This is a genomic window from Pseudoalteromonas sp. McH1-7 (assembly GCF_013366255.1).
Lineage (GTDB): Bacteria > Pseudomonadota > Gammaproteobacteria > Enterobacterales > Alteromonadaceae > Pseudoalteromonas > Pseudoalteromonas peptidolytica.
The window spans coordinates 141,309-165,603 of the sequence record NZ_JABWPQ010000009.1; the positions used below are offsets into that span (position 1 = coordinate 141,309).

Genomic DNA, 24,295 nt, shown 5'->3' on the forward strand with positions numbered 1-24,295 from the left:
TTATGGCAGTGACGTTAACAGATGCAGCCGCTAATCGCGTATTAGCCTTTTTGAGTAACCGTGGAAAAGGCATTGGGCTGCGCGTTGGTATAAAAACCACGGGCTGTTCAGGTCTTGCTTATGTTCTTGAATTTGTCGACGACTTAGATGAAGGCGATGAGGTTTTTGAAGACAAAAACGTAAAACTCATCGTCGATGCGAAGAGTCTAGTTTATATTGACGGCACAGAGCTAGATTACACAAAAGAAGGTCTGAACGAAGGGTTTAAATTTAATAACCCAAATCAGAAAGACGAATGTGGCTGTGGCGAAAGCTTCACCGTATAGTTTGCAACAGTGAATAGCTTAAAGCCCTGCCTTGGTGGGGCTTTGCTGTATTAGGTGCGTATGCGTTATTTTGAATTATTTGATTTACCTGTCGAGTATCACGTTGATTTAAATAAATTGAATCAAGGCTACCTGGAGCTACAACGTGCGGTTCACCCAGATAGGTTCGCTGGTAAAAGTGAGCGTGAGAAACTACTTGCGGTCCAAAAAACAGCTGAGATTAACGATGCGCTGGCAGTACTTAAGCACCCTGTTAAGCGTGCTGAATATATGCTGAGCGAGAAGGGCGTTGATATTAGAGCTGAGCAACAAACACTGCAAGATCCCCTGTTTTTAATGCAGCAAATGGAACTGCGTGAAGCATTAGAGGAACTCCCTAATACCACGGACCCAGACAGCGCCATTGCAGAATTTGAAACTCAAATTAAAGCGTTAGATATAGAGTTTAGCGCCTCCCTTGCTGAACAGCTTCAAAGCGATGATACGAACGTATTGGAAGCGGCAGCCGATAATATTCGCAAGCTGAAATTTGTCTACAAATTACGCGATGAATTAGCACGTATCGAAGATGATTTATTCGATTGATGATGTGTAACATCAACAAACGTTAAAGTGAAAAGAGCATTATGGCATTATTGCAAATTGCTGAGCCGGGGCAGAGCGCGGCACCTCATGAGCATAAATTAGCAATTGGTATCGATTTAGGTACCACAAACTCTCTTGTTGCCACGGTGCAAAGTGGCGAAACAAAAACCCTGAGCGACTTAATGGGTAAGGCCATGTTGCCTTCGGTAGTAAGGTATACTGACTCAGAGGTTATAGTAGGTGAACAAGCCCAAGCTGCTTCTGCTGAAGACCCGACTAATACGCTGATTTCTGTAAAACGTTTTTTAGGTAAAACGCAATCTGAAATAGAACAAAGCTATGGCCAGTTGCCTTATAACTTTGTCGATAATAACGGTTCGCTTGCTATTGAAACTGTGACAGGCGCTGTAAGCCCAGTACAAGCCTCCGCTGAAATTTTAAAAACATTACACCAACGGGCTATCGATAGCTTTGCAGGTGAAGATGTAATGGGCGCGGTGATCACCGTACCTGCGTATTTTGATGATGCGCAAAGACAAAGTACAAAAGATGCAGCCGATCTTGCTGGTCTGAAAGTATTGAGGTTGCTTAACGAGCCGACCGCAGCGGCAGTAGCTTATGGCCTAGACTCTGGCCAAGAAGGTGTTATCGCGGTGTATGACCTCGGTGGTGGTACGTTTGATATCTCTATCTTACGCCTGAATCAAGGGGTGTTCGAGGTATTATCAACAGGCGGTGATTCGAGCCTTGGTGGTGATGATTTTGATTCATTGCTGGTCGACTTTTTTAAGCAGCAAACTCAACTGTTTGATTTAAATCCAAAAGAGCTACGCCTGTTTATCAATAAGGCGAGAGCCTGTAAAGAAGCACTATCAAGTTACGAGACCGTAAACGTTGAGCTACCTGTTCGTGAGCAAAAATTTGTTGTGACGATTACGCGCCAAGCATTTGCTGAACTTGCGATGCCGTTGGTTAAAAAAACCTTACGCTCTTGCCGTCGTGCGTTAAAAGATGCTGATGTGATCCAAGAGGAAGTACTACAAGTTGTGATGGTTGGAGGCTCGACCCGCATGCCAGTAGTACGAGAAGAAGTCGGTAACTTCTTTGCCAAAGAGCCACTAACCTCAATTGATCCAGACCGTGTTGTGGCACTAGGCGCTGCTATTCAAGCTGATATTTTAGTAGGTAACAAGCCAGACTCTGATATGCTGCTGCTTGACGTATTGCCATTATCTTTAGGCTTGGAAACTATGGGGGGATTGGTTGAAAAAATTATTCCGCGCAATACCACCATTCCGGTTGCACGTGCACAAGAATTTACTACTTTTAAAGATGGCCAAACGGCTATGGCACTGCATGTATTGCAAGGTGAGCGAGAGCTCGTTGATGATTGCCGTAGTTTAGCGAAATTTAGTCTCAAAGGTATACCGCCAATGGCTGCCGGTGCTGCGCATATTCGTGTGACCTTTAGAGTGGACGCTGATGGTCTATTGAGTGTGTCGGCTGAAGAAAAATCGACTGGTGTTCAAGCTGAGATCCAAGTTAAGCCATCATTCGGTTTGAGTGACGATCAAGTAGCACAAATGCTTAAAGACTCAATGAGTAACGCAAAAGAAGACATGAGTGCTCGGATGCTTAAAGAACAGCAAGTTGAAGCGCTACGAGTATTAGAAGCGCTAGAAGCATCATTAGCTACTGATGGTAACTTGCTGCTGGAAGACGAACTTCATACGCTACGTACTGCAATGACAGAGCTTGCTAACATTCGTGAAAGTGCAGAAAACCCAGAGCAAATCAAAAAGGCGATCGAAGAAGTCGATCAGGCGAGTAGCGATTTTGCTTCACGTCGTATGGATCAATCAATTAAGAAAGCACTGCAAGGGCAGTCGGTAGACGAGGTGTAATATGCCACAAATTATCTTTTTACCCCATGAAGAGTTGTGTCCAGAAGGTGCTGCAATTGAAGCAAAAACGGGTGAGACAGTGCTTAATGTGGCATTAAAAAATGGCATTAGTATTCCACATGCTTGTGAAAAGTCATGTGCATGTACCACTTGTCATGTCGTGATCCGTGAAGGTTTTGACTCACTAGAAGAAAGTGATGAGCTTGAAGATGACATGCTAGATAAAGCTTGGGGACTGGAAGCTGAATCACGTTTAGGTTGCCAAGCGATAATTAGTGATGAAGACTTGGTGGTTGAAATTCCAAAGTACAATCTCAATATCGTTAATGAAGACCATTAAGTACAGTTAACAACCTAGGTTGTTAATGACGCATTTAATAAAGCCGTAGTCTTGTACTACGGCTTTTTGTTTTTCTAGGAGGAACGCTATGTCACTCATCAGTAATCCCGAATTTTCACTTATCAATGGCCAATCGCATAGCAGTAAACAGCAAGTCGATGTGATAAACCCTGCGACAGGTGAATCCATTACCCAGGTTTCTGAGGCAGATAATCAGGCTGCTGATATAGCGCTGCAAGCCGCGGCTGAAACTTTTGAAACACTCTCTAACTCAACAGCCCACACTCGTAGCAAAGTACTTAGAAAATGGTATGAGCTGGTTGTTGAGTATCGACAAGCACTGGCTGAGATAGTGACTAAAGAACAAGGCAAACCGCTTAAAGAAGCGCTTGCTGAGGCGGATTATGCTGCTGGATTTATCGAATGGTATAGTGAAGAAGCTAAACGAGCCTATGGTCAAGTGATCCCTAGTCACTCACAATCGCATACGCTAACTACCATTCGGCAGGGGGTTGGTGTGGTACTTGGGATCACACCATGGAACTTTCCACTGGCGATGATCACCAGAAAAGTAGCACCAGCCTATGCAGCAGGATGTAGCTTTATTCTAAAGCCTTCCGAGAAAACCCCTCTTGCGGCCATCGCTTTAGCTAAGCTTGCGATACAAGCGGGAATGGAAGTCGGTGCTTTTCAAGTCCTTGTTACTAATGACTCAAAAGGATTAGTGGCGCATTTGACTCAGTCCCCTCAAGTAAGAAAGCTTACGTTCACGGGTTCAACACAAGTAGGTAGTGCACTATTAAAACAATGCGCAGACACGGTAAAAAGAACGTCCATGGAGCTTGGTGGCAACGCCCCATTTATTATTTTTGATAGCGCCGACATTGAGCAAGCGATAAGTGGCTTGATGGCGGCGAAGTTTAGAAACGCAGGACAAACATGTGTAGCTGCAAATCGCGTGTTTGTTGCACAAGGTATTGCTGCTGATTTCACTGACAAGTTATCACGACAAGTTGAACAACTTAAGGTTGGCAATGGCTTCGAGGAAGGCGTTGACATTGGGCCACTTATTTCTATTGAGGCAAAGCAAAAAGCACAGCGCTTACTCGAGGATGCGTTAGCTAAAGGCGCAAATATTGCCTATCAAGGCGATAACCAAGCTGGCCAGTTTATGGCACCAGTGGTGATCACGGGCGTAGATAATACGATGGCGCTTTTCCATGAAGAAATCTTTGCTCCTATTGTCAGTATTATTAGCTTTGAGCAGGAGAGTGAGGCGGTGAAAATGGCAAATGCTGTACCAGAAGGACTTGCAGCCTATTTTTATTCAAATGAAGTTAATCAAATCAGACGAGTCAGTGCAGCACTTGAATATGGTATGGTTGGAATTAACGAAGGGATCATATCCAATCCTGTCGCGCCTTTTGGCGGTGTAAAGTTCTCAGGGCTTGGCCGGGAAGGTGCGCAAGAGGGGTTGAGTGAATATCAGGAAATAAAATATTTGTGTCAAAAGTTTTATTAAAAATACTATTTTCATTTGCTTACTCGTATTCGCTTTTAATCTATGCAAAAGCTCAGTACACTAATCCGCTCATTTGACTTTTGATATTTTTTCAATGACAGGAATCAATCAATATCCCGCACTCATTATTTTAGCGGGTGGGCTGGGAAGTCGATTTGGTGGTAATAAGCAGGTCGCTGAGCTGCCGAATCTTAACCAGAGCATTATGGAATTGAGCATCATAGATGCCCACCGAGCTGGTGTGCGCGATGTCATAATGATAGTCAACGATAAAGTGCGAGATTACATCGAAGATGTCATCATACCAAGATTACCAGAGTCGTTAACCGTTACCTTAGTGGAGCAAAAGTTAACGGATATACCTGAGGGTTACCAAGATTGTCTAATTGGCCGTGATAAACCTTGGGGAACTGGACATGCACTGCTATGTGCCAAACCTTATGTAAATAAACCTGCCATCGTCATTACAGCGGACGATTACTATGGAGCTGATGCGTTCTTACAACTCGTGGAACACTTTCAATACCACAATAATATGGCAATGGTGGCATATCCAATTATTAATACGCTATCAGAGCAAGGTGGTGTAAACCGAGGTATTTGTGTAATTGAAGAAGGAAAGCTGCATTCTGTTGAAGAGGCGCTCAATATCCGTTTAGAGAACGGTCAATTGTATGGTGAAATTTCAGGAAAGCCTTGTTATCTAGACACCAGAGCGTTGTCTTCTATGACCTTCTGGGGGATTACACCTGAGTTGTTCACTGCACTTGAAAGTGGCTTTATCGGGTTTCTAAAGAATTATGACAACGGTGTCAAAAGCGAGTATTATCTGCCAGATTGTATTCAACACTGTATCAATACTGCCACGCAAGCGGTGTCTGTCTATCAGGCCAAATCTAATTGGTATGGCATAACCTATAAGAGCGAACTTAATATTGTCGCAAGAAAGATCTATGAAGCACGTCAAGGAAAATAACCCTCTTCACACAACAACATTCGATTTATCTTCTTTTGAGGTGAATATGGAATATCAAGCTGTTGCGCAACAGCTCGCTGATGAATATGGGCTCATTAGTGAAGAAGCAAAAATGAAGCCGATCGGCAATGGGCATATTAATACAACAATGTTGTTGCAAGACGCCCAGAAAACCATGGTAGTACAAAAGCTCAATACTAATGTGTTCCCCAATCCGCAGCATTTAGTAGAAAATGCTCGTGCCATTGAGCAACACTTAACATCGAAAGCGCTCAATGGTGAATATAGTCTCGCTATTATTAAGCATTTAGCAACGAGTTCAGGCCAATATTTAGTTGATATTAACGACGAAGTTTGGCGTGCGCTTGCATTTATTGGTCGCAGTTATAGTGAAGATGTGGTTACAAGCGAACAGCAGGCTCAAACCGCTGCAAATGCGTTTGGACAATTTGCTCATGCCCTAAATGATTTTGATGCAACCCAGTTACATCATGTGATCCCTGATTTTCATAATTTGGCGATGCGTATTGATACTTTCAATAAGGTGCTAAAGAAAGATGAGCATAATAGAGCTAAGCTGTGCGGTGAGGTAATAGAGGCTTTTCAGCAACAATTCTCGCTCGCGGATGAATTACAAAAAGTACAGCAAGCTGTACCGTTAAGAGCCTGTCACAATGATACTAAAATCAATAACATGCTGTTTTCAACAAATAGTGACCAAGCCAGAGCGGTCATTGATTTAGATACCTGCATGCCTGGCCATTGGCTATTTGATTTTGGTGATATGGTGCGCACTTTTTGCTCTCCTGAGCCGGAAGATTCAACCAACTTGGCTCAAGTACGAGTTAGGGAGAACATATTTTCGGCACTCGCTCGGGGTTATATTGAACCTTTGCAAGCTAGCGTGACAAAAGCTGAGAAAGATAGCTTTATTCTTGGCGCTAAAGTTATGCCATTAATGATAGGCTTGCGTTTTTTGACCGACTACCTGGATGGCGATAACTATTTTGCTATTCATCGAACTGGCCATAATCTAGATAGGGCTAAAAACCAGCTGGCACTTTATGCGAGTGTCTTAGAAAAAGAACCTAACTTAATAGAAATTATACAATCTATCTAGTTGAAAATAGGGTATTGATAAAAAGCGCTTAGGCGCTTTTTTTATGGTTTTATCGCAATCTTTTGAACCTAGAATCGGTATGGTTTAGCTTGTTTACACTCAGCACCGATACCGATTAGCTTGATTGAGTTTGCGATTTTGAGGCGAGAAAACTTTGTTGCTAACACCGCTACTGCGTCCTGTTATCGCCAAGCTACCTACATTCATGCAGGAAGGCAAAAAATTTGTTATTTAGTGTTTTAAATGAGAAATTTTGAACGCAATTAACGTCAGGTTTGCTTCTTCAAATTGAGCAAGTATTAAGGCTAACTGGTACATGTACGCTGTTGATGAAGTATCGTTTAGGAGTCAAAATGAAAAATGTAAATCGCCGCGACTTTTTAAAAGCCGCAGGTGCTGCTGCGGCTGCCAGTGTTGTTGCTGGCTGCGCAAGTTCAAATCAAAATAGCAATATCATACCCAAGCAGCAAGGGCGTTCGGTCATTGGGCTTGTTGCACCAAAAATGGATGTTGTTCGTGTTGGTTTTATCGGGGTGGGTCAGCGTGGCTATGGTCATGTTAAACGTATGAGTCATATTGAGGGCGCGCACATTGTTGCCATTTGTGATACTCATGATGCAGTTCTCGAAAAGTCAGCTAGTTACCTCGTTGACGAACGGGGGCTACCAAAGCCTGAGCTGTATCGTGGTAGTGATTTAGCTTATCAAGATATGCTTAATCGGGATGATATTGACATCGTTATCATTTCAACGCCATGGAAATGGCATGCGCCAATGGCCATTGACACGATGAACAGTGGCAAGCATGCTTTTGTCGAAGTGCCATTGGCATTAACTGTTGAAGAAATGTGGCAAATCGTTGACACCGCTGAGCGCACGCAAAAGAACTGCATGATGATGGAAAATGTCAACTATGGCCGCGATGAGCTGATGGTGCTGAATATGGTTCGACAAGGTATATTCGGCGAATTGCTTCACGCAGAGGCCGCATATATCCACGAACTGCGTTGGCAGATGAAAGAAATTGAGCATAAAACAGGGTCGTGGCGTACTCATTGGCATACGAAGCGTAATGGTAATTTGTATCCAACCCATGGGTTGGGGCCAGTCTCCCAATACATGAATATCAACCGAGGCGATCGTTTCGATTACCTTACTTCAATGAGCTCCCCAGCACTTGGCCGTGCTGCATATGCAAAGCGAGAGTTTTCAGCAGATCACGAGCGTAATCAGTTAAACTACGTGGCTGGTGATATGAACACAACAATGATCAAAACCATTAAGGGACGGAGTATCGTGGTGCAACATGACACAACAACCCCAAGACCTTACTCTCGTCATAACCTCATCCAAGGTACCAATGGTGTCTTTGCTGGCTTTCCTAACCGTATTGCTTTGGAGCAAGGTGGTACTAAGAGCTTCCATGAATGGGATCACGACATGGAGTCGTGGTATAAACAATATGACCATCCACTATGGATTAAAATGGGTAAAGAAGCAGAGCGCAATGGTGGTCATGGTGGTATGGACTTTTTAATGTTTTGGCGCATGATTTATTGTTTACGCAATGGTGAGCCGCTTGATCAAGATGTTTATGATGGCGCAGCTTGGTCAGTGATCTCGCCACTATCGGTACAATCTGTGGCAAATCGTAGTGAATCATTAAGCATTCCTGATTTTACTCGTGGTGCTTGGCAAACCGCAGCACCGCTTGGGATTGTTACTGTTTAGGAGTGGCCATGGCGCTTTCGTAGGTGCTAAAGCACATTGAAAAGAATAAAAACAGTGAGTAATAAGATGGGGCGAACTATATCCGCGAAGAGAAGTTCGCCTTTTACTAAGTGACTATATTTTTTACACTAGACTAACGCCGGAGTCTTAAATTTTCCCTCAAATTAGTACCATATTAAGTTAAAATAAAATGAATACATACATTGCCAATTGATTGCTATTTGTAAGGAGCGTTCATGCAAGTTTCTGTTGAAATCAGTAAATATCCACTTCATCAAGACTACATCCCTTTTATTCAAGGTTTTATTGATAGATTAAATCAACACGATGATATAAAAGTACTCACCAATACCATGTCGACTCAGGTCTTTGGAGAGTTTGATCTCGTTACTTCTATCATAAACCAAGAAATGAAACGCTCTTTTGAAACGTTTGGTAAGAGTATTTTTGTTTGTAAGTTTATTGCCGGTGATTTATCTCCAACACAAAGTGCGGTTATTTAATGGAGTGGTTAACGGATACGCTAGCTGGCTTTACTGCCATGTCTATTTGGGAGTACATTGCAGTCGTGCTAGCCGTGGCATATTTATTATTAGCCATTAAAGAAAATATCTGGTGCTGGCCTGTGGCATTTATCAATACTTTTATATACACAGTCTTATATTGGAACGGTGCACTCGTCATGGAGTCCTTGCTGCATTTCTACTATATGGTGATGGCAGTTGTCGGTTGGTGGATGTGGCGTCAAGGTAACAAGAATACCCCAAGTCGGATAACCTCTTGGTCGATGTCAAAACATCTTAGTGTGATAGCCGTGACAGCTATTGTGTCAGTTGTACTTGGCTATGTGACTAAACATTATATGTCTGCGGATTTAGCCTATCTAGATAGCTTTACAACCTGTTTCGCAGTGGTGACCACCTACTTGGTGGCAAAGAAAGTACTTGAGAATTGGCTATATTGGGTTGTGATAGATGCAGCATCTATTTATCTTTATTATCTAAAAGGGTTCTACCCGACGTTAGTACTTTTCATCTTCTACACCTTAATGGCTTGTTGGGGCTATAAACGTTGGTATGAAGAGTATGAAGCAAAGCAAGGTAAGTCTCTTGCGACACTCTGAACTAGAAGCAATAAAAGCAAGCGTAAATGCAGTTTTTGGTGTGGCTGTTAATGATATACGAAAGCTTACGAAAGGGGTGAGCAATAACAATTATCTGATAACCAGTGATGGTCAGCAATTTGTCATAAAGTGCTACAGTCATGATATTCCTGTTGCAGCACTAGCAGCACAGAATAAGCTTGCTTGCGTTGGAGTTACCTCGACGGCACTACAATATGATATGGATACGCGAATGGCCATATTCAGTTATATCCCTGAGGGTAAGTACAACCGTGTGCTAGATGATGAGACGCTATTAAAACCATTGCTCCAAGTACACAGGCTTGAGCTTGCTGTATATGAAACTCTTGACCTTGTTGGTTATATGAGGGCTATTGAGCTTGAGAGTAGCGCTATTGTAAACGTGCAATGGCTTTTGTCTCAGCTTGCTGGGTTACCAAGTGACGTGGCATTTTGTCATAATGACTTGGTAACTAGTAATATTATTTGCAGTCCTGAAGGCGTGCGTCTTATTGACTTTGAATATGCCTGCCACAACGATATTTTTTTTGATCTGGCGGCATTAGTATGCAGCTTTCAGCGTGATGTTGCATCAGCATATCGTCTTGTTGATACCTACTTTCTACTTAATCAGAAGTGCACGCCATTCTATGCAGACGTTAAATTGAAGGTATATTGTCAAATATACTTATTGCTGAGCATTCATTGGTATGAGCAAAAAGGAGTTGTCGATGAAGCGAACAAATTGAGAGAAATATTAACGCTTTGGATATAAACGCAAGGCTCTACGCCAGTAATGCATCAGTTCCCTTGACTGACAATACTGGCACCGGGAGAAGCTGGACTTAAATGCCACCTAAGCGTTGTGCAAGCTCTTTGTATTTTTCCACATCGGCTTTGTCAAAAATTGGCTCGCCACTGGCATCAGTGTCTTTTGCTACTAGCAGGTTCTCTCGAGCAAGACGTCTTACACGTTCAACTTTAACATCAAGAAATTCTGCAACTTGCTCTGTGGTCATTGGTGTCATATTTGTGATCCTCAATCAAGTATTGTGGTACTGCCTTTTTCTGTCAGAATTGACAGTTAAACAGCACTCTCATTCTATTTTATTATTTTCAAAGCATAGTTGAATAACTGGTTTTTTGCTCAAAGTACAGCTTTTTTTCAAAATTCGGTTATTAATTAATCATATAGAAAACATAGTCTGGTATTTCTTAGCACTTCGCATTATTATGTTGACGTCGCTCTCGTGGTGAAATGGATATCACGTAGCCCTCCGGAGGCTAAGTTCTAGGTTCGATCCCTAGCGAGAGCGCCAGTCATTATAGCCAGCCTTTGCGTTTGAAATACACTCCGACTCCAGCGGTGATCACAACCAGCATGATTACAAACAAGGCAAAAGCCCCATTCCATTCGGTACCTGGTATCCCTCCAATATTGACACCTAACAATCCGGTTAAGAACCCCAGCGGTAAAAATAATGCCGCCACAACCGACATGATGTACATTCTCTGGTTTAACTGTTCATTTTGGTGGTTAGTGATCGCATTTTGAATCACTTGTGCCCGCTCAATCGCAGCTTCTAATTCTTCAATATAACGGCTGAGTGCATTATTCGTTTCTTCTAACTGGTGTAAGTGGTCTTCATTTAGCCAATTTACTTTAACTAGTAGTAATTCGTTGATCGCCAGCTTTTGTGGTTTGAGGTATCGTTTTAAGCCGATGGTTTGTCTTCTTAATACCGATAGTTGTTGATAGTTGGGTAGTTGCTCGCTATTTTCTAGGGCTTCCTCAAACTCATCAAGTTGCTCTTCTATTTGCCAAATAATATCTTGCATTCTCATTGAAAGACGCATGACTAAAGTCGAGAGAAGTTCACCAATACTCTTTGCCCCTTGACCCTTTTTAATTTGTGTTAGCATGTCTTGAGCAGACATAATGTGCCGCTTACGACAGGTTATTAAAAGCTTTTCATTAGCAAAACAGCGAAGAGAAACCATATCCTCTGGACTTTGCTTTGGGTTTAAATTCACGCCGCGTAAGAATACCAATAACCCCTCATTACCATTAACCGTTCTTGGCCTGGTCTCATCAGCAGTGAGGGCTTGGTATTCCCATTCGTCCAAAAAGCTCTGGTTTTTTAACCACTCTGTGGTGTCTTCAAAACTATAATCAAAATGAAGCCATAAGGGTTCTTTGTGAATGACTGATCCAATTTCAGAGAGCTCGCACAGTACTCTACCGCCACCTTGACCATCAAGCACGCACGCATGGAGTAATCCTGTCATTGTTTATCCCCAGCAAAAAGTTCATATCAAGCCTGACATAGATAATTTATTTTTCAAATTCATTTCAATATCTTGGCGATAAAATAAATTGTTTTGATATGCCCTGAACAATATTAGCAAGTATAGAGTACTCGCTTGAAAAGTGTACGAGTGCTGTTACCGTAGAGCAATCACTCTGAGTCGCAGGTAATTTATGAATCTTCAGTTGCCTGTTTGAGCGCTAGCGCGAGTCATAAATATTAAATTGGTGTGCAGGGTTATAGGAGTTAGGCTATCTTTCAAATTGAGAAAGCTCCAAGACAAAACAGTATTATCTTTAGGATAAATTTATTTTGTTTTTCATATGACTTAATTGCGCGTATAAATCCAAATTCATTCTATAAAAGAGCACACTATGATCACAGTTGGTTGGCGAGAATGGCTTTCATTACCTGACTTAGGAATTAATAAGATAAAAGCAAAAGTTGATACAGGAGCAAGAACATCTTGTCTTCATGCTTTTAAGGTTGAAGCATTTCAATCAGATAGTGGCGAGCGATGGGTTAGGTTTTGGCTTCATCCACTCCAGGATGACACTGACTATGAAGTATGTTGTGAAGCAAAAGTACTCGATGAACGTGTAGTCACAGACTCTGGAGGTCATAAAGAGCTGCGTTATGTCATCGAGACAAACTTACATATTGGTGAACAGGCTTGGCCTATTGAAATTACGCTGAGCAATAGAGAAACCATGAAATTTAGAATGCTGCTAGGGCGCACAGCAATGCGAGGCCGCATTATTGTTGACCCAGAACATTCATACTTAAGTAATAAAACGGATAAATCGTGAAAATTGGCATTCTTTCAAGGAATCAATCTTTATACTCAACACGTCGCCTTATTGAAGCTGCTGAGCAAAGGGGACATGAGGTTGCTGTAATAGACGCGCTGCGTTGTTACATGAATATTAATAGCAGTGAGCCAGAGATCCATTTTAAGGGACAGCAACTCAGTGGGTTCGATGCCATTGTACCTCGGATTGGCGCGTCTGTGACATTTTATGGATGTGCCGTACTTCGACAGTTTGAAATGATGGGGGTTTACCCATTAAATGAATCGGTAGCAATTACGCGCTCACGAGACAAACTACGTTCATTACAGTTGTTGTCTAGGAAGGGAGTGGGCATGCCGATCACTGGTTTTGCGAGTAAGCCAGACGACGTCAAAGATCTACTTGAAATGGTAGGTGGGACACCCGTTGTGATCAAATTGCTAGAAGGCACACAGGGTATTGGTGTTGTACTTGCTGAGACGCGCAAAGCAGCAGAGAGTGTTATTGAGGCATTTATGGGTCTCAAAGCCAACATTATGGTGCAAGAATATATTAAAGAAGCTGGTGGAGCGGATATTCGTTGTTTTGTGATTGGTGATAAAGTTATCGCTGCGATGAAACGCCAAGCGCAAGAAGGTGAGTTTCGTTCTAACTTGCACCGAGGGGGCTCGGCAACATTGGTTAAAATTACTCCTGAAGAACGCCGCACTGCGGTAGCGGCTGCAAAAGCAATGGGTTTGAACGTTGCGGGGGTTGATTTACTTCGCTCTGAACGTGGACCTTTGGTAATGGAGGTAAATTCATCACCTGGCCTTGAAGGGATAGAAAAAGCAACAGGCAAAGATATTGCGGGCATGATAATTTCGTTCATCGAGAAAAATGCGGCTGCTAAGAGGACTGCGACACGTGGCAAAGGTTAAAATTAACCAGCCTTTCACTTTACTCGATACACGTGTCGGGGTAGCTGAAAGACAAACCGTACAATTGGAGGTGGCGAAGCTGTATACCCACACTCCAATGACTATTCCAATTGAAGTCGTTAATGGTGCAGAGTCTGGCCCTGTATTAATGGTCTGTGCGGCTATTCATGGTGACGAACTTAATGGGGTTGAAGTGGTGCGTCAGCTATTGAGTAAAGTCGATGCAGCTACATTGCGAGGTACACTAATAGCGGTACCGATCGTGAATATTTTCGGTTTTATTCACAAGTCTCGTTACCTTCCTGATAGGCGGGATTTGAATCGCTGCTTCCCAGGATCAGAGCAAGGCTCACTTGGAGCGAGAATGGCGCATATGTTTTTCGATCTAGTGGTGAAAAAATCCACTCATATCATCGACTTGCACACGGGCGCTATTCATCGTTCAAATTTGCCTCAGATCCGTGGAGATTTGTCTTGTGAGATGACAAAAGAAATGGCGATGGCATTTGGTACTCCTGTGGCTATTGATGCACGACTGCGCAATGGTTCACTTCGGAGTGAAGCGTCAGGTCTAGATATACCGGTGATCACATACGAGGCTGGAGAGGCATTACGCTTTGATGCGCTTGCGATAGCAGCTGGTTTACAAGGTGTAGAAAATGTCATGCGTCACTTAAAAATGCTACGAGGGCGACGCCGAAAGCAAGTTCATGATGCTGTTATTGCAGCAGCGACTAGCTGGGTTAGGGCGGATGTGGACGGTATTGTACGTGCACAGGTTACGCTAGGTGAGCGCGTTTCAAAAGGGCAAATTCTTGCTTACATTGACAGCCCCTTAGGTCAAAGTGAAGAGGCAATTATTGCTCCTAGAAGTGGTATAGTGATTGGGCAGCAGATGTTGCCTTTAGTCAATGAGGGTGATGCGGTATTTCATATTGCCTATTTTGCTCATGCGAATAGTATTGTGGAGCAGCAGCTAGAAACCTTTATCGATGATATAGGCCCTATTTCTTAGGGCCTAGTGCTCGTCTTGGCGCAGCTGGCTGTTTTGGCTTGACTGGTTCTTGGCTCAGTACAAGTACAGGTCTAGTGACGAATAAATTGTTAGGGTAGACGACTTTATGACCGTCGACGTGACGCAAAACGACGCTCATCAACCCCATTTCAACAATACAACCCTCAACAAAGTTGGCTCCATCAACTATTCTAACCCAGTTACCAACTCGATAATCATTTTGAATAAACATGAGTAAAAATGACGTTAGGTTTGAAAGAAGTGACCAGCCAGCAAACATGGCAACACCGAGCATTGCAAAAAGCGATGACCCAAGTACAAGTAGACCTCGTAGTTCTATTCCCCAAAATACCAACATAAAGCAGACAAACACAAATGCAACTAGAACCCTAACGAGTAAGTCAGCTCGTTGCTTGCGGTGAGAATCAATTTTACCTCTGGTGACTTTTTCTAGTAATTTACAGCACGCTTTCATTAACAGTGGAAAGCTTAATATGGCCAGCAGAGTAACAATGAGTTTGTATTGGCTAAGTGCAAAGTCTAAAAAATGCACGGTGGTATCCTAATAATTTTTTTGCTTTATAGCATGTTTACCTATTCAAGACATCGCTAAAAACGATTTTTTACGGTTAGTAGCCATTGGATACTATCGACATTATCTGGTCCGTTAATAGGCGTTGCTAGGTCTATATGTACCATGATGTCTGAATTTGCTCGACTTGGTGCTAATCTCAGCCCAATACCAACATTCTTTAACACTGACTCATTCCCCTCTATCGCAAGGTGTGAATGATAAGCTCTGCCAACATCAAAAAACGCCGCACCACCTACTTTAAATAGGCGCCATAAATCATATTCCCAGTAGTAACGCTTTTCAATATTAAGCAGCATGCTGCGGCTACCTTGTTGGTATTTTATTGGGTAGCCCCTTAAGCCCGTTTCCCCTCCTAATGTAATTTGATTGTCCAAGGTAAGGTTTTTACCATAGGTATAGCTTGCATTAAGAAACCAAGACTCATATATGCTGGTGTTAAAGTAGTACTGAAAGGTGGTGGTGGCGATGAGATTTTCAGATTTCTTTGCTTCTTTATCCCAATTTCCTTCAATATCAAAATAAAAACGCCATAGGCTATGATCTGAGGTGTAATGTGCAGTGTTAGCAGAGAACGAATATATTAGTCGCTCAGTATCATCACTCCAAGCTTGTGTTGAGTAACCAAGTAGTGCATTAATATTCCAGCCTAAATTGAGATCTTCTGTCCTATAAATCGAATCAAAGTTACGCACTTTGACATAAGAGTCTTCAAACCATTGTGCTTGGATATATGGGTAGGTTAGTGTTCGATCCTTTGCGATAGGCAATGTAGTGTCGCCGATCTCCTCGAATGTATGTTGCTCATGGCGAGCACCCGCTATTAAGCGACGAGTCCAGTTCCCTGACAATGGCTTTGAGTGACCAAAATAGAGTTGGGTTACCTCTGTGGATTGACTAAATTCTGATATGGTTTCCCCTTCAGAGTACAAAGGCTCCTCGCGTTTATCGGAATAACTAGTAAAACCATAACTATACGGCGTATCCGTAGCAAAAAATGGGTAGCTCACGTCAATATAGTGGCGCTCACCATCGTCGTTATCGGAATACTCAATTCTCCCTCGGTACCGTGAATTTAAAATATTGGGGTCATCATAAACAAATTGATACCCAGAGCGGTCAACTTCAGTTATTTGAGTAAAAGAAAGTCGCTTACCCCAGCCGAATAAGTTACTTTCTCGAAATCCTACTCTTGAGGTATTTTCCCCTCCACTGCGACTAAAGCTTAAGTCGGGTAGCAAAGTCCATAGATCTCGAGTGACGACAGTAACAAGGATATCACCATCACAGTTTTCGCTGGCAAAGATCCGTGCATCATATAAATAAGACTGATTGCGAAGTAGCCGCTCTGATTCGCTGAGTTTCCTCGGATTGTATTTATCACCTTCTTGAAATAAGAGCACACTTTTCAGTACTTCAGGTTTGGTTTGGATATGGTAATTATTTGCAAATCGAAATAATGCGTTATCTTCTTCTGGGTTGCTAGTATCAAAAACATTCAGCTGTTTTAATGTAATCTCTGCGATTTTCTTACCATTGGCAGGCTCTGGATATATCTGCTCAACATCAAGCTGACGAGATAAGTTTTCATCACTTTTAGCTTCAACACGGTTGTTACTGCAGCTGTCAGTGTAGTGTTCAGCGGTCACTTTTTCTGTGTTAGCAAAGGTGCTTGTACCGCAAAAGAGTAGCACACAACTGTACGATAACCGATTTACTTTCATCTTGAAGCCTTTAAGTCGAATCTTCCTTTAGTATGGATTATATTGTTGCAACTTGCTCTGTATCTGCAACAAAAGTAATAATATTTATAGACTTAAAGAGCTTTATATGGACTTAACGAGAAAGGTTTTTGTGTAGCGAGGGCAGTAAATCTAGGGCGTCAACACCATCTGGTGCTATCCAAACGCTGTTGCTGTAGTGTTCAAAATTTAAGTTGAAATAGCAGCCGCTAAATGTAAAACGCCACAGATGTCTATCTGCGCCTGTCGAAAACTCAATTAGCTCGACGGCATCATGGTGCAAGAAGACTTGACCCCATAATTCAAACTCATCATCTTGAGGTAACAACTCTGGGTGAATGATGATCACTTCGTGTAGCAGATCTAAAGTCAGAGTTGTCATTTAGTCTCTTTCCAAGTAGTTTCTAATTAATTGCATAAATGGAGCACCATATTTACTTAATTTGGTGAAACCAACCCCTGACACTTGCAAAAACTCACTATCGTTTGTCGGTGTTTTTTGTGCCATTTCAGCGAGTGTTCTATCGTTAAATACAACATACGGGGGTACGTCATCTTCATCTGCTAATTGTTTTCTCAATGCACGTAATTTAGCAAATAGTTTTTTGTCGTAATTAAACTGGGCAAGCTTGTCTTGATAAACGTGTTTAGCAACGAGTCTTGGCTCTGCCAGCTGTAAAACATATTCACCTTTGAGCACCGCTCTTGCGGCTTCGGTAAGTCTGAGAGTCGCACCTTGAGTTATATCTTGATTTAATAAGCCATGATGGATAAGTTGACGCAAAATACTGAGCCAAAACTCATTACTATGTTCTTTTCCGATCCCGTATGTAGACAGTGTATGGTGGTTATATTCTCTTATTCTGGCAGTATTTGCCCCACGTAGAATATCGACAATATAGCCAATGCCAAAGCGTTGCTCTGCGCGGTATACACAAGATAATGCTTGTTGCGCAACTAAAGTACCATCAAATTGCTTTGGAGGATTTAGACAAATATCGCAGTTGCCGCAAGCCTCGCGCTGATACTCACTAAAATAATTGAGTAAAATTTGCCTGCGGCAAGTTTGGGCTTCTGCAAAGCTAGACATTGCTTGAAAACGTTGCTCTTCCACTTTGCGGCGCTGCTCATCTGGAATATCTTCAAAAAAACGCCTAACTCTTGGAATGTCAGCAGGATCGAAATACATTACTGCCTCAGCAGCAAGGCCATCTCGACCGGCGCGACCAGTTTCTTGATAGTAGGCCTCAACACTTTTTGGGATATCGTAATGTACAACAAACCGAACATTGGGCTTATTGATCCCCATTCCAAATGCAACAGTGGCTACGACAATTTGAATGTCGTCTCGTGCGAAGCGGTTTTGCACAAATTGTCGTTGGTCATTATCCAAGCCAGCATGATAACCTGCAGCGTTAAACCCCGCATCGATAAGTCGCTCGGCAATATCGTCTACACGTTTTCTACTACCACAGTAGATAATTCCGCTTTGGCCTTTTTGCTCTTTAAGGTACCGAAACAGTTGTGATAGTGGCTTAAATTTTTCTTCTATGGTGTAGCGGATATTCGGTCTGTCGAAGCTACCAGTATAAATAAACGGTTCATACATCCCGAGTTGCTGCACGATGTCTTTTCGCGTTGCTAAATCAGCGGTTGCCGTTAATGCCATCATTGGAACATTAGGAAAATACTGCCGTAACTCTTTCAAGCGAAAGTAATGAGGTCTAAAGTCATGCCCCCAGTGAGACACACAATGCGCTTCATCAATTGCGAATAAGCTGATGTGGCAGCCAGCAATGCGGTCAATAAACTCTCGCTGTAAGGCTTTTTCAGGTGCAACATAAAGTAGCGTTATGTCTCCATTATAGAGCCTGTCGTAAATGTCTCTCTGCTGTTCCCATGCAACACTATTATTTATATATTCAGCGGCAATACCTTGTGCTTTTAATTGAGCAACTTGGTCTTGCATCAGTGATATAAGGGGCGAAATAACAAGTGTAACCCCGGGCAGTAATACTGCAGGAACTTGATAGCATAAAGACTTGCCACCGCCTGTTGGCAACAACACAAGCGTGTCCTGACCAGCTAAGCTAGACTGAATGATATCAAGTTGACCATGTCGAAACGTACTGTAACCGAATATATCTTTCAGTACTGTATGAGGGTCGTTAGCTGGCGTGTTCTCGAGGGTATTCATCGCCGCTATTTTAGAGTTTTTTTTGACCCTTGTCTTTGCTTTTTACGCTCGGATTGAGGGAGTGAATAAGATTTAAACACTTAACTCTCTACAAACTGGAGGAAGCCTTGGTATATATTCATCCAACTTTCATCGCTGTTAACTACAAACCATAGTATACTGTTTGACCTTTAAGTGGATCCTACCAAGATTAAACAAGGTCTAAAGCTGTGATTGAAGAACAGAAAAAAGGACATTTACTCGCTGTACTTGCCTTTTTGATGTGGGGATTAGCCCCCATCTATTTTAAGCAATTGACTCATGTTGATGCGATTGAAATATTAATTCATCGCGTAATATGGTCGGTGCTGTTTATCTTTATTATTGTGCTGGCTAGACAACAGTGGCCAAAGATAAAAGCGATTTTAGTTAACCCCAAGCTGTTGGCGATGCTGACATTAACTGCTTTATTACTCGGGTTTAACTGGGGGTTGTTTATTTGGTCTGTGCAAAACGACTATATGTTAGATGCAAGCCTTGGGTATTATATCAACCCGCTACTCAATGTGTTGCTGGGCATGGTATTTCTTTCTGAAAAGCTAAGAGCAGGGCAGAAGTTTGCTGTGATGCTTGCAATATTTGGCGTATTGCTACAGCTTATTAGTTTTGGCTCTTTTCCTATCATTGCCTTTTCTTTGGCTGGCTCATTTGCGATTTATGGCTTGCTTCGAAAAACGTTAGCGGTAGAGTCACTACCGGGTCTATTGGTTGAAGCGCTTATTTTAACGCCAATAGCATTGGTGTACTGGTGGTGGGTGGAACCTAGTGCTACTAGTAACCTTATGAACAATGATTGGTATACTAATATACTCCTTGTTAGCGCAGGGGTTGTAACTACTTTGCCATTACTGTGTTTCACAGGTGCCGCCAAGCGCATTCCATACTCAACGTTAGGTTTTTTTCAATATATCGGGCCGAGTTTAATGTTTATGTTGGCTGTACTATTTTACGGAGAACCGTTTGACGCTGAACGAGCCGTTACCTTTGCTTTTATTTGGAGTGCATTGGTGATGTTTAGTCTCGACTCTTACCGTGATAGGAGAAAGCGCTTAGTAAACTAAGCGGTTTCTACCGGTATCTTTAGCTTGATAAAGTTGCTCATCGGCATCTTTTATCAAGCTTTCTATATTGGTTGTCACTTGTGAAGCGAGTCCCATTGAGACAGTAAAGGCAATTTTCTGAGTTGTCAGCTTGCTACTGTTACTTTCCAAATATTTTCTAAATTGTTCGAGCTTTTCCACGCAACCTTCTGATTTTGTATCTTTAAAATAGATAGCGAACTCCTCTCCGCCTAATCGCGCAACGAGATCACTCGCAAAGTGTGTAGCGAACACCTTGCCAATAGATTCCAGTACAGCGTCGCCACCGTCATGACCATACTTATCATTCACTTGTTTAAAGTGGTCAATGTCAATCATGGCTATTAGTCCATGCTGCTTTTTGCCAAATCGTGCTTTTAAACTCTTTTTTACGGTGTCGAAAAAGTAGCGGCGGTTAGGCAGTCCGGTGAGGTAGTCAGTATTAGCTTGTCGTCTGATTGTTTGGATATGTTCGAGCATATCGACGTTTTGACTAAGGCGGCAATAAAACTCTTCAGCATTAAATGGCTTTCTTAAATAGTCATTAGCTCCATTTTTCAAAAAGCGTGTGGACAGGTTGGCATTTTCTACTCCTGAAATACCGATGATTGCTTTATCGTCATCTGAGTAGAGTCGTCGTATTTCGATACAAAGCTCTTCTCCACGCATATTTGGCATCTCGTTGTCTGTAATGATCACAGAAATTTCAGGGTTCTCTTTTAATACCGCTAGTGCTTCAAGCCCATCACATGCTTCTAGAACCTGATATTTATGTCTAATTAGAAGTGCCGATACATAGTTTCGAGATGCCATTGAGTCATCGACAACGAGAACTTTTACATTTTCATTCCTTGGCAAGCGCTCCAACTGTCGCCGTAAGTAGTGATAAGCCTGTTTATTTTCTTTTATGATGTAATCGATAATCGGGTACTGTTCGACAATAGAGCGAGTCTGGCTTTCTATATTACCAGTCATAACAATAGTTGGAATATCTGCGCTAACAGTGCATGGGATAGCTTCTCCATGGGGCGCATCTGGCAGTACAAAATCAACAACAGCACAAAAGTAAGTATGCTGTGATAACAACGCCTGCGCTTCAGCAAGAGACTCTGCAATATCTACCTGATACCCAGCAGAAGTTGCAATGTGCTTTTGCACTTTCGCAATGGTAGGGGTGTCTTCAATAATTAGGATTTTCCGTAACACAACCTTCGCCAATTATTTCCTGTTTTATTAATTCTTAACCTAACTGAAAGGAAATGCAATGAGAGGATCAATAATTGAACGGGATAACAGCGTATAAATCTACTGTCATAATGATTGAAGAAGGAAAACACTGACAGTTGTGAACTAAAATATTGTCAACAACTGCCAATGATAGTGTCGGCACACTATTAACATTCATGATGTTATAGTTCGTCGTCAATATCCGCTGGGATTACCACGCTGCTATCATTTTGTACTTTTGAGCGACCAAATAGAGTATGAAACTTTGTTTTGCAGGTTGTATGCTTGAGGTATTTGGTCCAAGCTTTTTCAACGGCATTAGTCGGTGGGATTAAGCCATCCATCACTTGAACGAATTGTGACTGGAAACTATTTTGAGGTTCTGCTGCTTTGCTGTATAAGCTTCTTAGTGTGGCTCCACAGCGTTCAAGAATCTCGGCTTCTTGAAGGGTAAAGTGGCCACTGCGTCCAAATCCTCTAGGGAAATTGGCATCATCATAAAAGGCTCTGTTGCTTGCAAAGGCATTTTTCAAAGTCGCTAAATTATGATCCATAACTGAGTCCTCTAAGGTTATCTGGCTGGAGTATGGACCAAGTTCTCAAATTTTTTAAACGAGTAATTTTTATCGTCAGGAAGAAAAATGGACATAGATCTATTAAAAACTTTTGTTGAAGTTGTGAAGACCCGCCATTTTGGCAGGGCAGCTGAAAATTTATACATTACACAATCAGCTGTAAGTTTTAGGATCCGTCAATTAGAACAGAGCCTAGGGGTAAACTTGTTCATTCGCCAGCGTAACAATATTCAATTGACAGCACCCGGTGAAAGACTGCTACCTCACGCAAAAATGATACTGACGGGCATGCAAAGAGCAAAAGTCGATGTTGCGCTCGCAAATAATATGCACAAACAATTGTCTCTAAGCGGCACAGCGAATATTTGGGATGCTTTTTTACAGTTTGGTATCAATCATATCGTTTCTGCTATGCCAGGCGTATCTCTAGTAGCAGAAGTCAAAACGCAGCAAGAAAGTACAAGATTGCTATTAGAAAGAACATTAGATCTTGCGGTTCTATTCGATCCACCTAAAGTAGATGAGCTGGAGGTCAGGCCGATCAGTGACTTGGCAATTATTCCTGTGAGCACCTTTGATACTGCCACCAAGGAAGACTTCTTTGACAACCAATATGTTTATGTCGATTGGGGTACTGCTTTTTCATTATGGCATGCAAAGCAATTTACAGGTGCGACACCTCCATATTTCAGAACAAGTACAGGACGGATCGCGCTGGATTTGATCTTACAATGTGGCGGATCAGCCTTTGTTCCGGAAGCGCTAGCGCTGGAGGCTATTGAGGCCGAAAAATTATTCCAAATTAATGACGTCGAGAGTAATTCAAGGGAGATATATGTAGCGTACCACAAAGATAATGATCAGTTAGAACAGATTGAAACGATAGTAAATTTGTTAGGAGCGGTGCAGTAGTTCCTATAATGAATATTTTGTGACGTATTTCTTAATTTTGAGTGTCACTTTATTTTCAGAAATATTTTATGTGTAATATTTTTGTCATTTAGCAATGTCACACTGCGCATGTTTTAAAAATACGTGTTGCGATATTGAGGAAATACACATGAAACTAACTAAGACTGCTTTGGCGCTATCATTATTAAGTGCAATCACCCTTCAAGCAAATGCTGAAGTAGATGTTTATGGTAAAGCGAACGTATCGGTGCAATCTTCAGATGATGGTGCCGGCTCTGTTACTGAAATCAAAAGTAACGCTTCTCGCTTTGGTTTCAAAGGTTCTGAGAAATTAAACTCAGGTTTAGAAGTTATTTACAAGCTTGAATTTCAAGTGGATGTGTCTGACGCCGACTCCAAAGGTGACAAAGACAATATTACAGCACGTAACCAGTATGTTGGTTTGAAAGGTAACTTTGGTGAAGTAGTGATTGGTCGTAACGACACCGCATTAAAACAATCACAAGGCAAGTTAGATCAATTCAATGACCTTGAAGGTGATATTAAGGTACTGTTCAAAGGTGAGAATCGTTTAGGCGATTCAATCTCATATAAATCACCTAGCTTTAATGGCATTAGAGTTTTAGGTAGTTTTATTGCTGAAGATAATGAAGAAGGTGAAAACGGCTTCTCTACAGCGGTTACTTATGGTGACGCGGGTTTAAAAGAGTCAACTGTCTATGCAGCGATTGCAGCTGACAGTGAAGTTAACGGCTATGACACGATTCGTTTTAGTGTGCAAGGGAAACTAGCTGACTTTAAACTTGGTGCAATGTACCAGACTCAAGAAAAAGTGGATGGTAGCGCAGAAGCGGATGGCTATTTATTAAATGCAGCATATAAGTTAGGTAGTGCGACATTGAAGGCTCAGTATCAAGTTATTGATTTTGACGCGGGTGACAAAGTTGATGGAGTCTCTGTTGGTGTCGATTACAAACTTGCCAAAAATGCGAAGGTGTATGGTTTCTATTCTACATATGATGCAGATAACCAGGTCGAAAAAGATTATTTAGGTCTAGGTATTGAATATAAGTTTTAATCTATAGGCGCTATCTAAGATTAAAGAGCAAAACACCCGCTTATAGCGGGTGTTTTTGTATGTGTTTTGAACTGTTTGATTTCTTTTTGTTCGGTTGACGTATTTTTTGCAGTTTTCTTCAAAAAAAGGGTTGCACTTAAATCGGATCTCCCTATAATGCGCATCCACCGACACGGGGAGCAACGCTGAAAAG

Annotated in this window: 25 protein-coding genes and 1 tRNA gene; 18 read left to right on the plus strand and 8 right to left on the minus strand. The window is 42.0% G+C overall.

The window, feature by feature from the left end:
- Nucleotides 1-2 precede the first annotated feature (2 nt).
- The 11 genes from iscA (at nucleotide 3) to HUZ36_RS08655 (ending at nucleotide 10,401) form a co-directional block, all read left to right on the plus strand.
- Nucleotides 3-326, plus strand: a complete 324-nt coding sequence (gene iscA, locus HUZ36_RS08605) for an iron-sulfur cluster assembly protein IscA (protein WP_125254361.1) — start codon at nucleotides 3-5, stop codon at nucleotides 324-326.
- A gap of 60 nt (nucleotides 327-386) precedes the next feature.
- Nucleotides 387-911, plus strand: coding sequence for a co-chaperone HscB (gene hscB, locus HUZ36_RS08610; protein WP_176032588.1), 525 nt, complete (start codon nucleotides 387-389; stop codon nucleotides 909-911).
- A 41-nt stretch (nucleotides 912-952) separates the two neighbouring features.
- Nucleotides 953-2,815, plus strand: a complete 1,863-nt coding sequence (gene hscA, locus HUZ36_RS08615; RefSeq protein WP_176032589.1) for a Fe-S protein assembly chaperone HscA — start codon at nucleotides 953-955, stop codon at nucleotides 2,813-2,815.
- 1 nt (nucleotide 2,816) lies between these two features.
- Complete coding sequence (gene fdx, locus HUZ36_RS08620) at nucleotides 2,817-3,155, plus strand: ISC system 2Fe-2S type ferredoxin (protein ID WP_125254358.1); 339 nt, start codon at nucleotides 2,817-2,819, stop codon at nucleotides 3,153-3,155.
- Nucleotides 3,156-3,243: 88 nt separating this feature from the next.
- Nucleotides 3,244-4,677: an NAD-dependent succinate-semialdehyde dehydrogenase gene (locus HUZ36_RS08625; protein ID WP_176032590.1), complete on the plus strand. Its 1,434-nt coding sequence runs from the start codon at nucleotides 3,244-3,246 to the stop codon at nucleotides 4,675-4,677.
- Between the two features lie 94 nt (nucleotides 4,678-4,771).
- Entirely contained in the window at nucleotides 4,772-5,653 is an 882-nt protein-coding gene (locus tag HUZ36_RS08630) for a nucleotidyltransferase family protein (RefSeq protein ID WP_176032591.1), read from the plus strand.
- 46 nt (nucleotides 5,654-5,699) lie between these two features.
- Entirely contained in the window at nucleotides 5,700-6,773 is a 1,074-nt protein-coding gene (locus tag HUZ36_RS08635) for a phosphotransferase enzyme family protein (protein ID WP_176032601.1), read from the plus strand.
- Nucleotides 6,774-7,126: 353 nt separating this feature from the next.
- Entirely contained in the window at nucleotides 7,127-8,503 is a 1,377-nt protein-coding gene (locus tag HUZ36_RS08640) for a Gfo/Idh/MocA family protein (RefSeq protein ID WP_128729589.1), read from the plus strand.
- A 236-nt stretch (nucleotides 8,504-8,739) separates the two neighbouring features.
- Complete coding sequence (locus tag HUZ36_RS08645) at nucleotides 8,740-9,006, plus strand: hypothetical protein (protein WP_125254354.1); 267 nt, start codon at nucleotides 8,740-8,742, stop codon at nucleotides 9,004-9,006.
- Complete coding sequence (gene pnuC, locus HUZ36_RS08650; RefSeq protein WP_128729590.1) at nucleotides 9,006-9,626, plus strand: nicotinamide riboside transporter PnuC; 621 nt, start codon at nucleotides 9,006-9,008, stop codon at nucleotides 9,624-9,626. The genes HUZ36_RS08645 and pnuC overlap by 1 nt, the downstream gene beginning before the upstream one ends.
- Nucleotides 9,589-10,401, plus strand: coding sequence for a phosphotransferase (locus tag HUZ36_RS08655; RefSeq protein ID WP_252094883.1), 813 nt, complete (start codon nucleotides 9,589-9,591; stop codon nucleotides 10,399-10,401). The genes pnuC and HUZ36_RS08655 overlap by 38 nt, the downstream gene beginning before the upstream one ends.
- A 70-nt stretch (nucleotides 10,402-10,471) precedes the next feature.
- On the opposite strand, the gene HUZ36_RS08660 is transcribed toward HUZ36_RS08655, so the two are convergent.
- Nucleotides 10,472-10,654: a helix-turn-helix domain-containing protein gene (locus HUZ36_RS08660; RefSeq protein ID WP_010378988.1), complete on the minus strand. Its 183-nt coding sequence runs from the start codon at nucleotides 10,652-10,654 to the stop codon at nucleotides 10,472-10,474.
- A 216-nt stretch (nucleotides 10,655-10,870) separates the two neighbouring features.
- Between HUZ36_RS08660 and HUZ36_RS08665 the strand changes: the two genes are divergently transcribed.
- A tRNA-Arg gene (locus HUZ36_RS08665) sits at nucleotides 10,871-10,945 on the plus strand.
- A gap of 4 nt (nucleotides 10,946-10,949) precedes the next feature.
- On the opposite strand, the gene HUZ36_RS08670 is transcribed toward HUZ36_RS08665, so the two are convergent.
- Nucleotides 10,950-11,915, minus strand: coding sequence for a zinc transporter ZntB (locus HUZ36_RS08670; protein WP_176032592.1), 966 nt, complete (start codon nucleotides 11,913-11,915; stop codon nucleotides 10,950-10,952).
- Between the two features lie 394 nt (nucleotides 11,916-12,309).
- Between HUZ36_RS08670 and HUZ36_RS08675 the strand changes: the two genes are divergently transcribed.
- Genes HUZ36_RS08675 through HUZ36_RS08685 form a run of 3 tightly spaced genes read left to right on the plus strand, consistent with a single transcriptional unit; the run spans nucleotide 12,310 to nucleotide 14,661 of the window.
- Nucleotides 12,310-12,744, plus strand: a complete 435-nt coding sequence (locus HUZ36_RS08675) for an ATP-dependent zinc protease family protein (RefSeq protein ID WP_147390126.1) — start codon at nucleotides 12,310-12,312, stop codon at nucleotides 12,742-12,744.
- Nucleotides 12,741-13,646 carry a 30S ribosomal protein S6--L-glutamate ligase gene (gene rimK, locus HUZ36_RS08680; protein ID WP_128729593.1) on the plus strand — a complete coding sequence of 302 codons (906 nt, stop codon included), beginning with the start codon at nucleotides 12,741-12,743 and terminating at the stop codon, nucleotides 13,644-13,646. Before HUZ36_RS08675 ends, rimK begins: the two co-directional genes overlap by 4 nt.
- Nucleotides 13,633-14,661 (plus strand): succinylglutamate desuccinylase/aspartoacylase family protein, encoded by a 1,029-nt coding sequence (locus HUZ36_RS08685; RefSeq protein WP_125254348.1) that lies wholly within the window; start codon nucleotides 13,633-13,635, stop codon nucleotides 14,659-14,661. Before rimK ends, HUZ36_RS08685 begins: the two co-directional genes overlap by 14 nt.
- Here the strand turns inward: HUZ36_RS08685 and HUZ36_RS08690 are convergent.
- The 4 genes from HUZ36_RS08690 to recQ all read right to left on the minus strand — a co-directional run bounded on the left by HUZ36_RS08690 (nucleotide 14,651) and on the right by recQ (nucleotide 19,192).
- Entirely contained in the window at nucleotides 14,651-15,214 is a 564-nt protein-coding gene (locus HUZ36_RS08690; RefSeq protein ID WP_176032593.1) for a mechanosensitive ion channel domain-containing protein, read from the minus strand. The two genes, HUZ36_RS08685 and HUZ36_RS08690, sit on opposite strands and share 11 nt — an antisense overlap.
- A gap of 56 nt (nucleotides 15,215-15,270) precedes the next feature.
- A complete protein-coding gene (locus HUZ36_RS08695) occupies nucleotides 15,271-16,977 on the minus strand; it encodes a POTRA domain-containing protein (RefSeq protein ID WP_176032594.1) in 1,707 nt (568 codons plus the stop codon).
- A 112-nt stretch (nucleotides 16,978-17,089) separates the two neighbouring features.
- Nucleotides 17,090-17,377 carry a DUF3630 family protein gene (locus tag HUZ36_RS08700; RefSeq protein ID WP_128729597.1) on the minus strand — a complete coding sequence of 96 codons (288 nt, stop codon included), beginning with the start codon at nucleotides 17,375-17,377 and terminating at the stop codon, nucleotides 17,090-17,092.
- Nucleotides 17,378-19,192: a DNA helicase RecQ gene (gene recQ, locus HUZ36_RS08705; RefSeq protein ID WP_125254344.1), complete on the minus strand. Its 1,815-nt coding sequence runs from the start codon at nucleotides 19,190-19,192 to the stop codon at nucleotides 17,378-17,380.
- A 209-nt stretch (nucleotides 19,193-19,401) separates the two neighbouring features.
- On the opposite strand from recQ, the gene rarD reads away from it, so the two are divergent.
- Entirely contained in the window at nucleotides 19,402-20,292 is an 891-nt protein-coding gene (gene rarD / locus HUZ36_RS08710; RefSeq protein WP_176032595.1) for an EamA family transporter RarD, read from the plus strand.
- On the opposite strand, the gene HUZ36_RS08715 is transcribed toward rarD, so the two are convergent.
- Nucleotides 20,281-21,516 (minus strand): diguanylate cyclase, encoded by a 1,236-nt coding sequence (locus HUZ36_RS08715; RefSeq protein WP_176032596.1) that lies wholly within the window; start codon nucleotides 21,514-21,516, stop codon nucleotides 20,281-20,283. The genes rarD and HUZ36_RS08715 overlap by 12 nt on opposite strands.
- Before the next feature lie 203 nt (nucleotides 21,517-21,719).
- Nucleotides 21,720-22,091 carry a DUF413 domain-containing protein gene (gene maoP, locus HUZ36_RS08720; protein WP_125254341.1) on the minus strand — a complete coding sequence of 124 codons (372 nt, stop codon included), beginning with the start codon at nucleotides 22,089-22,091 and terminating at the stop codon, nucleotides 21,720-21,722.
- An 87-nt stretch (nucleotides 22,092-22,178) separates the two neighbouring features.
- Here maoP and HUZ36_RS08725 point away from each other — a divergent pair, with 87 nt between their 5' ends.
- Nucleotides 22,179-23,024, plus strand: coding sequence for a LysR family transcriptional regulator (locus tag HUZ36_RS08725; protein WP_125254340.1), 846 nt, complete (start codon nucleotides 22,179-22,181; stop codon nucleotides 23,022-23,024).
- A 148-nt stretch (nucleotides 23,025-23,172) separates the two neighbouring features.
- Entirely contained in the window at nucleotides 23,173-24,102 is a 930-nt protein-coding gene (locus tag HUZ36_RS08730; RefSeq protein WP_125254339.1) for a porin, read from the plus strand.
- Nucleotides 24,103-24,295 lie beyond the last annotated feature (193 nt).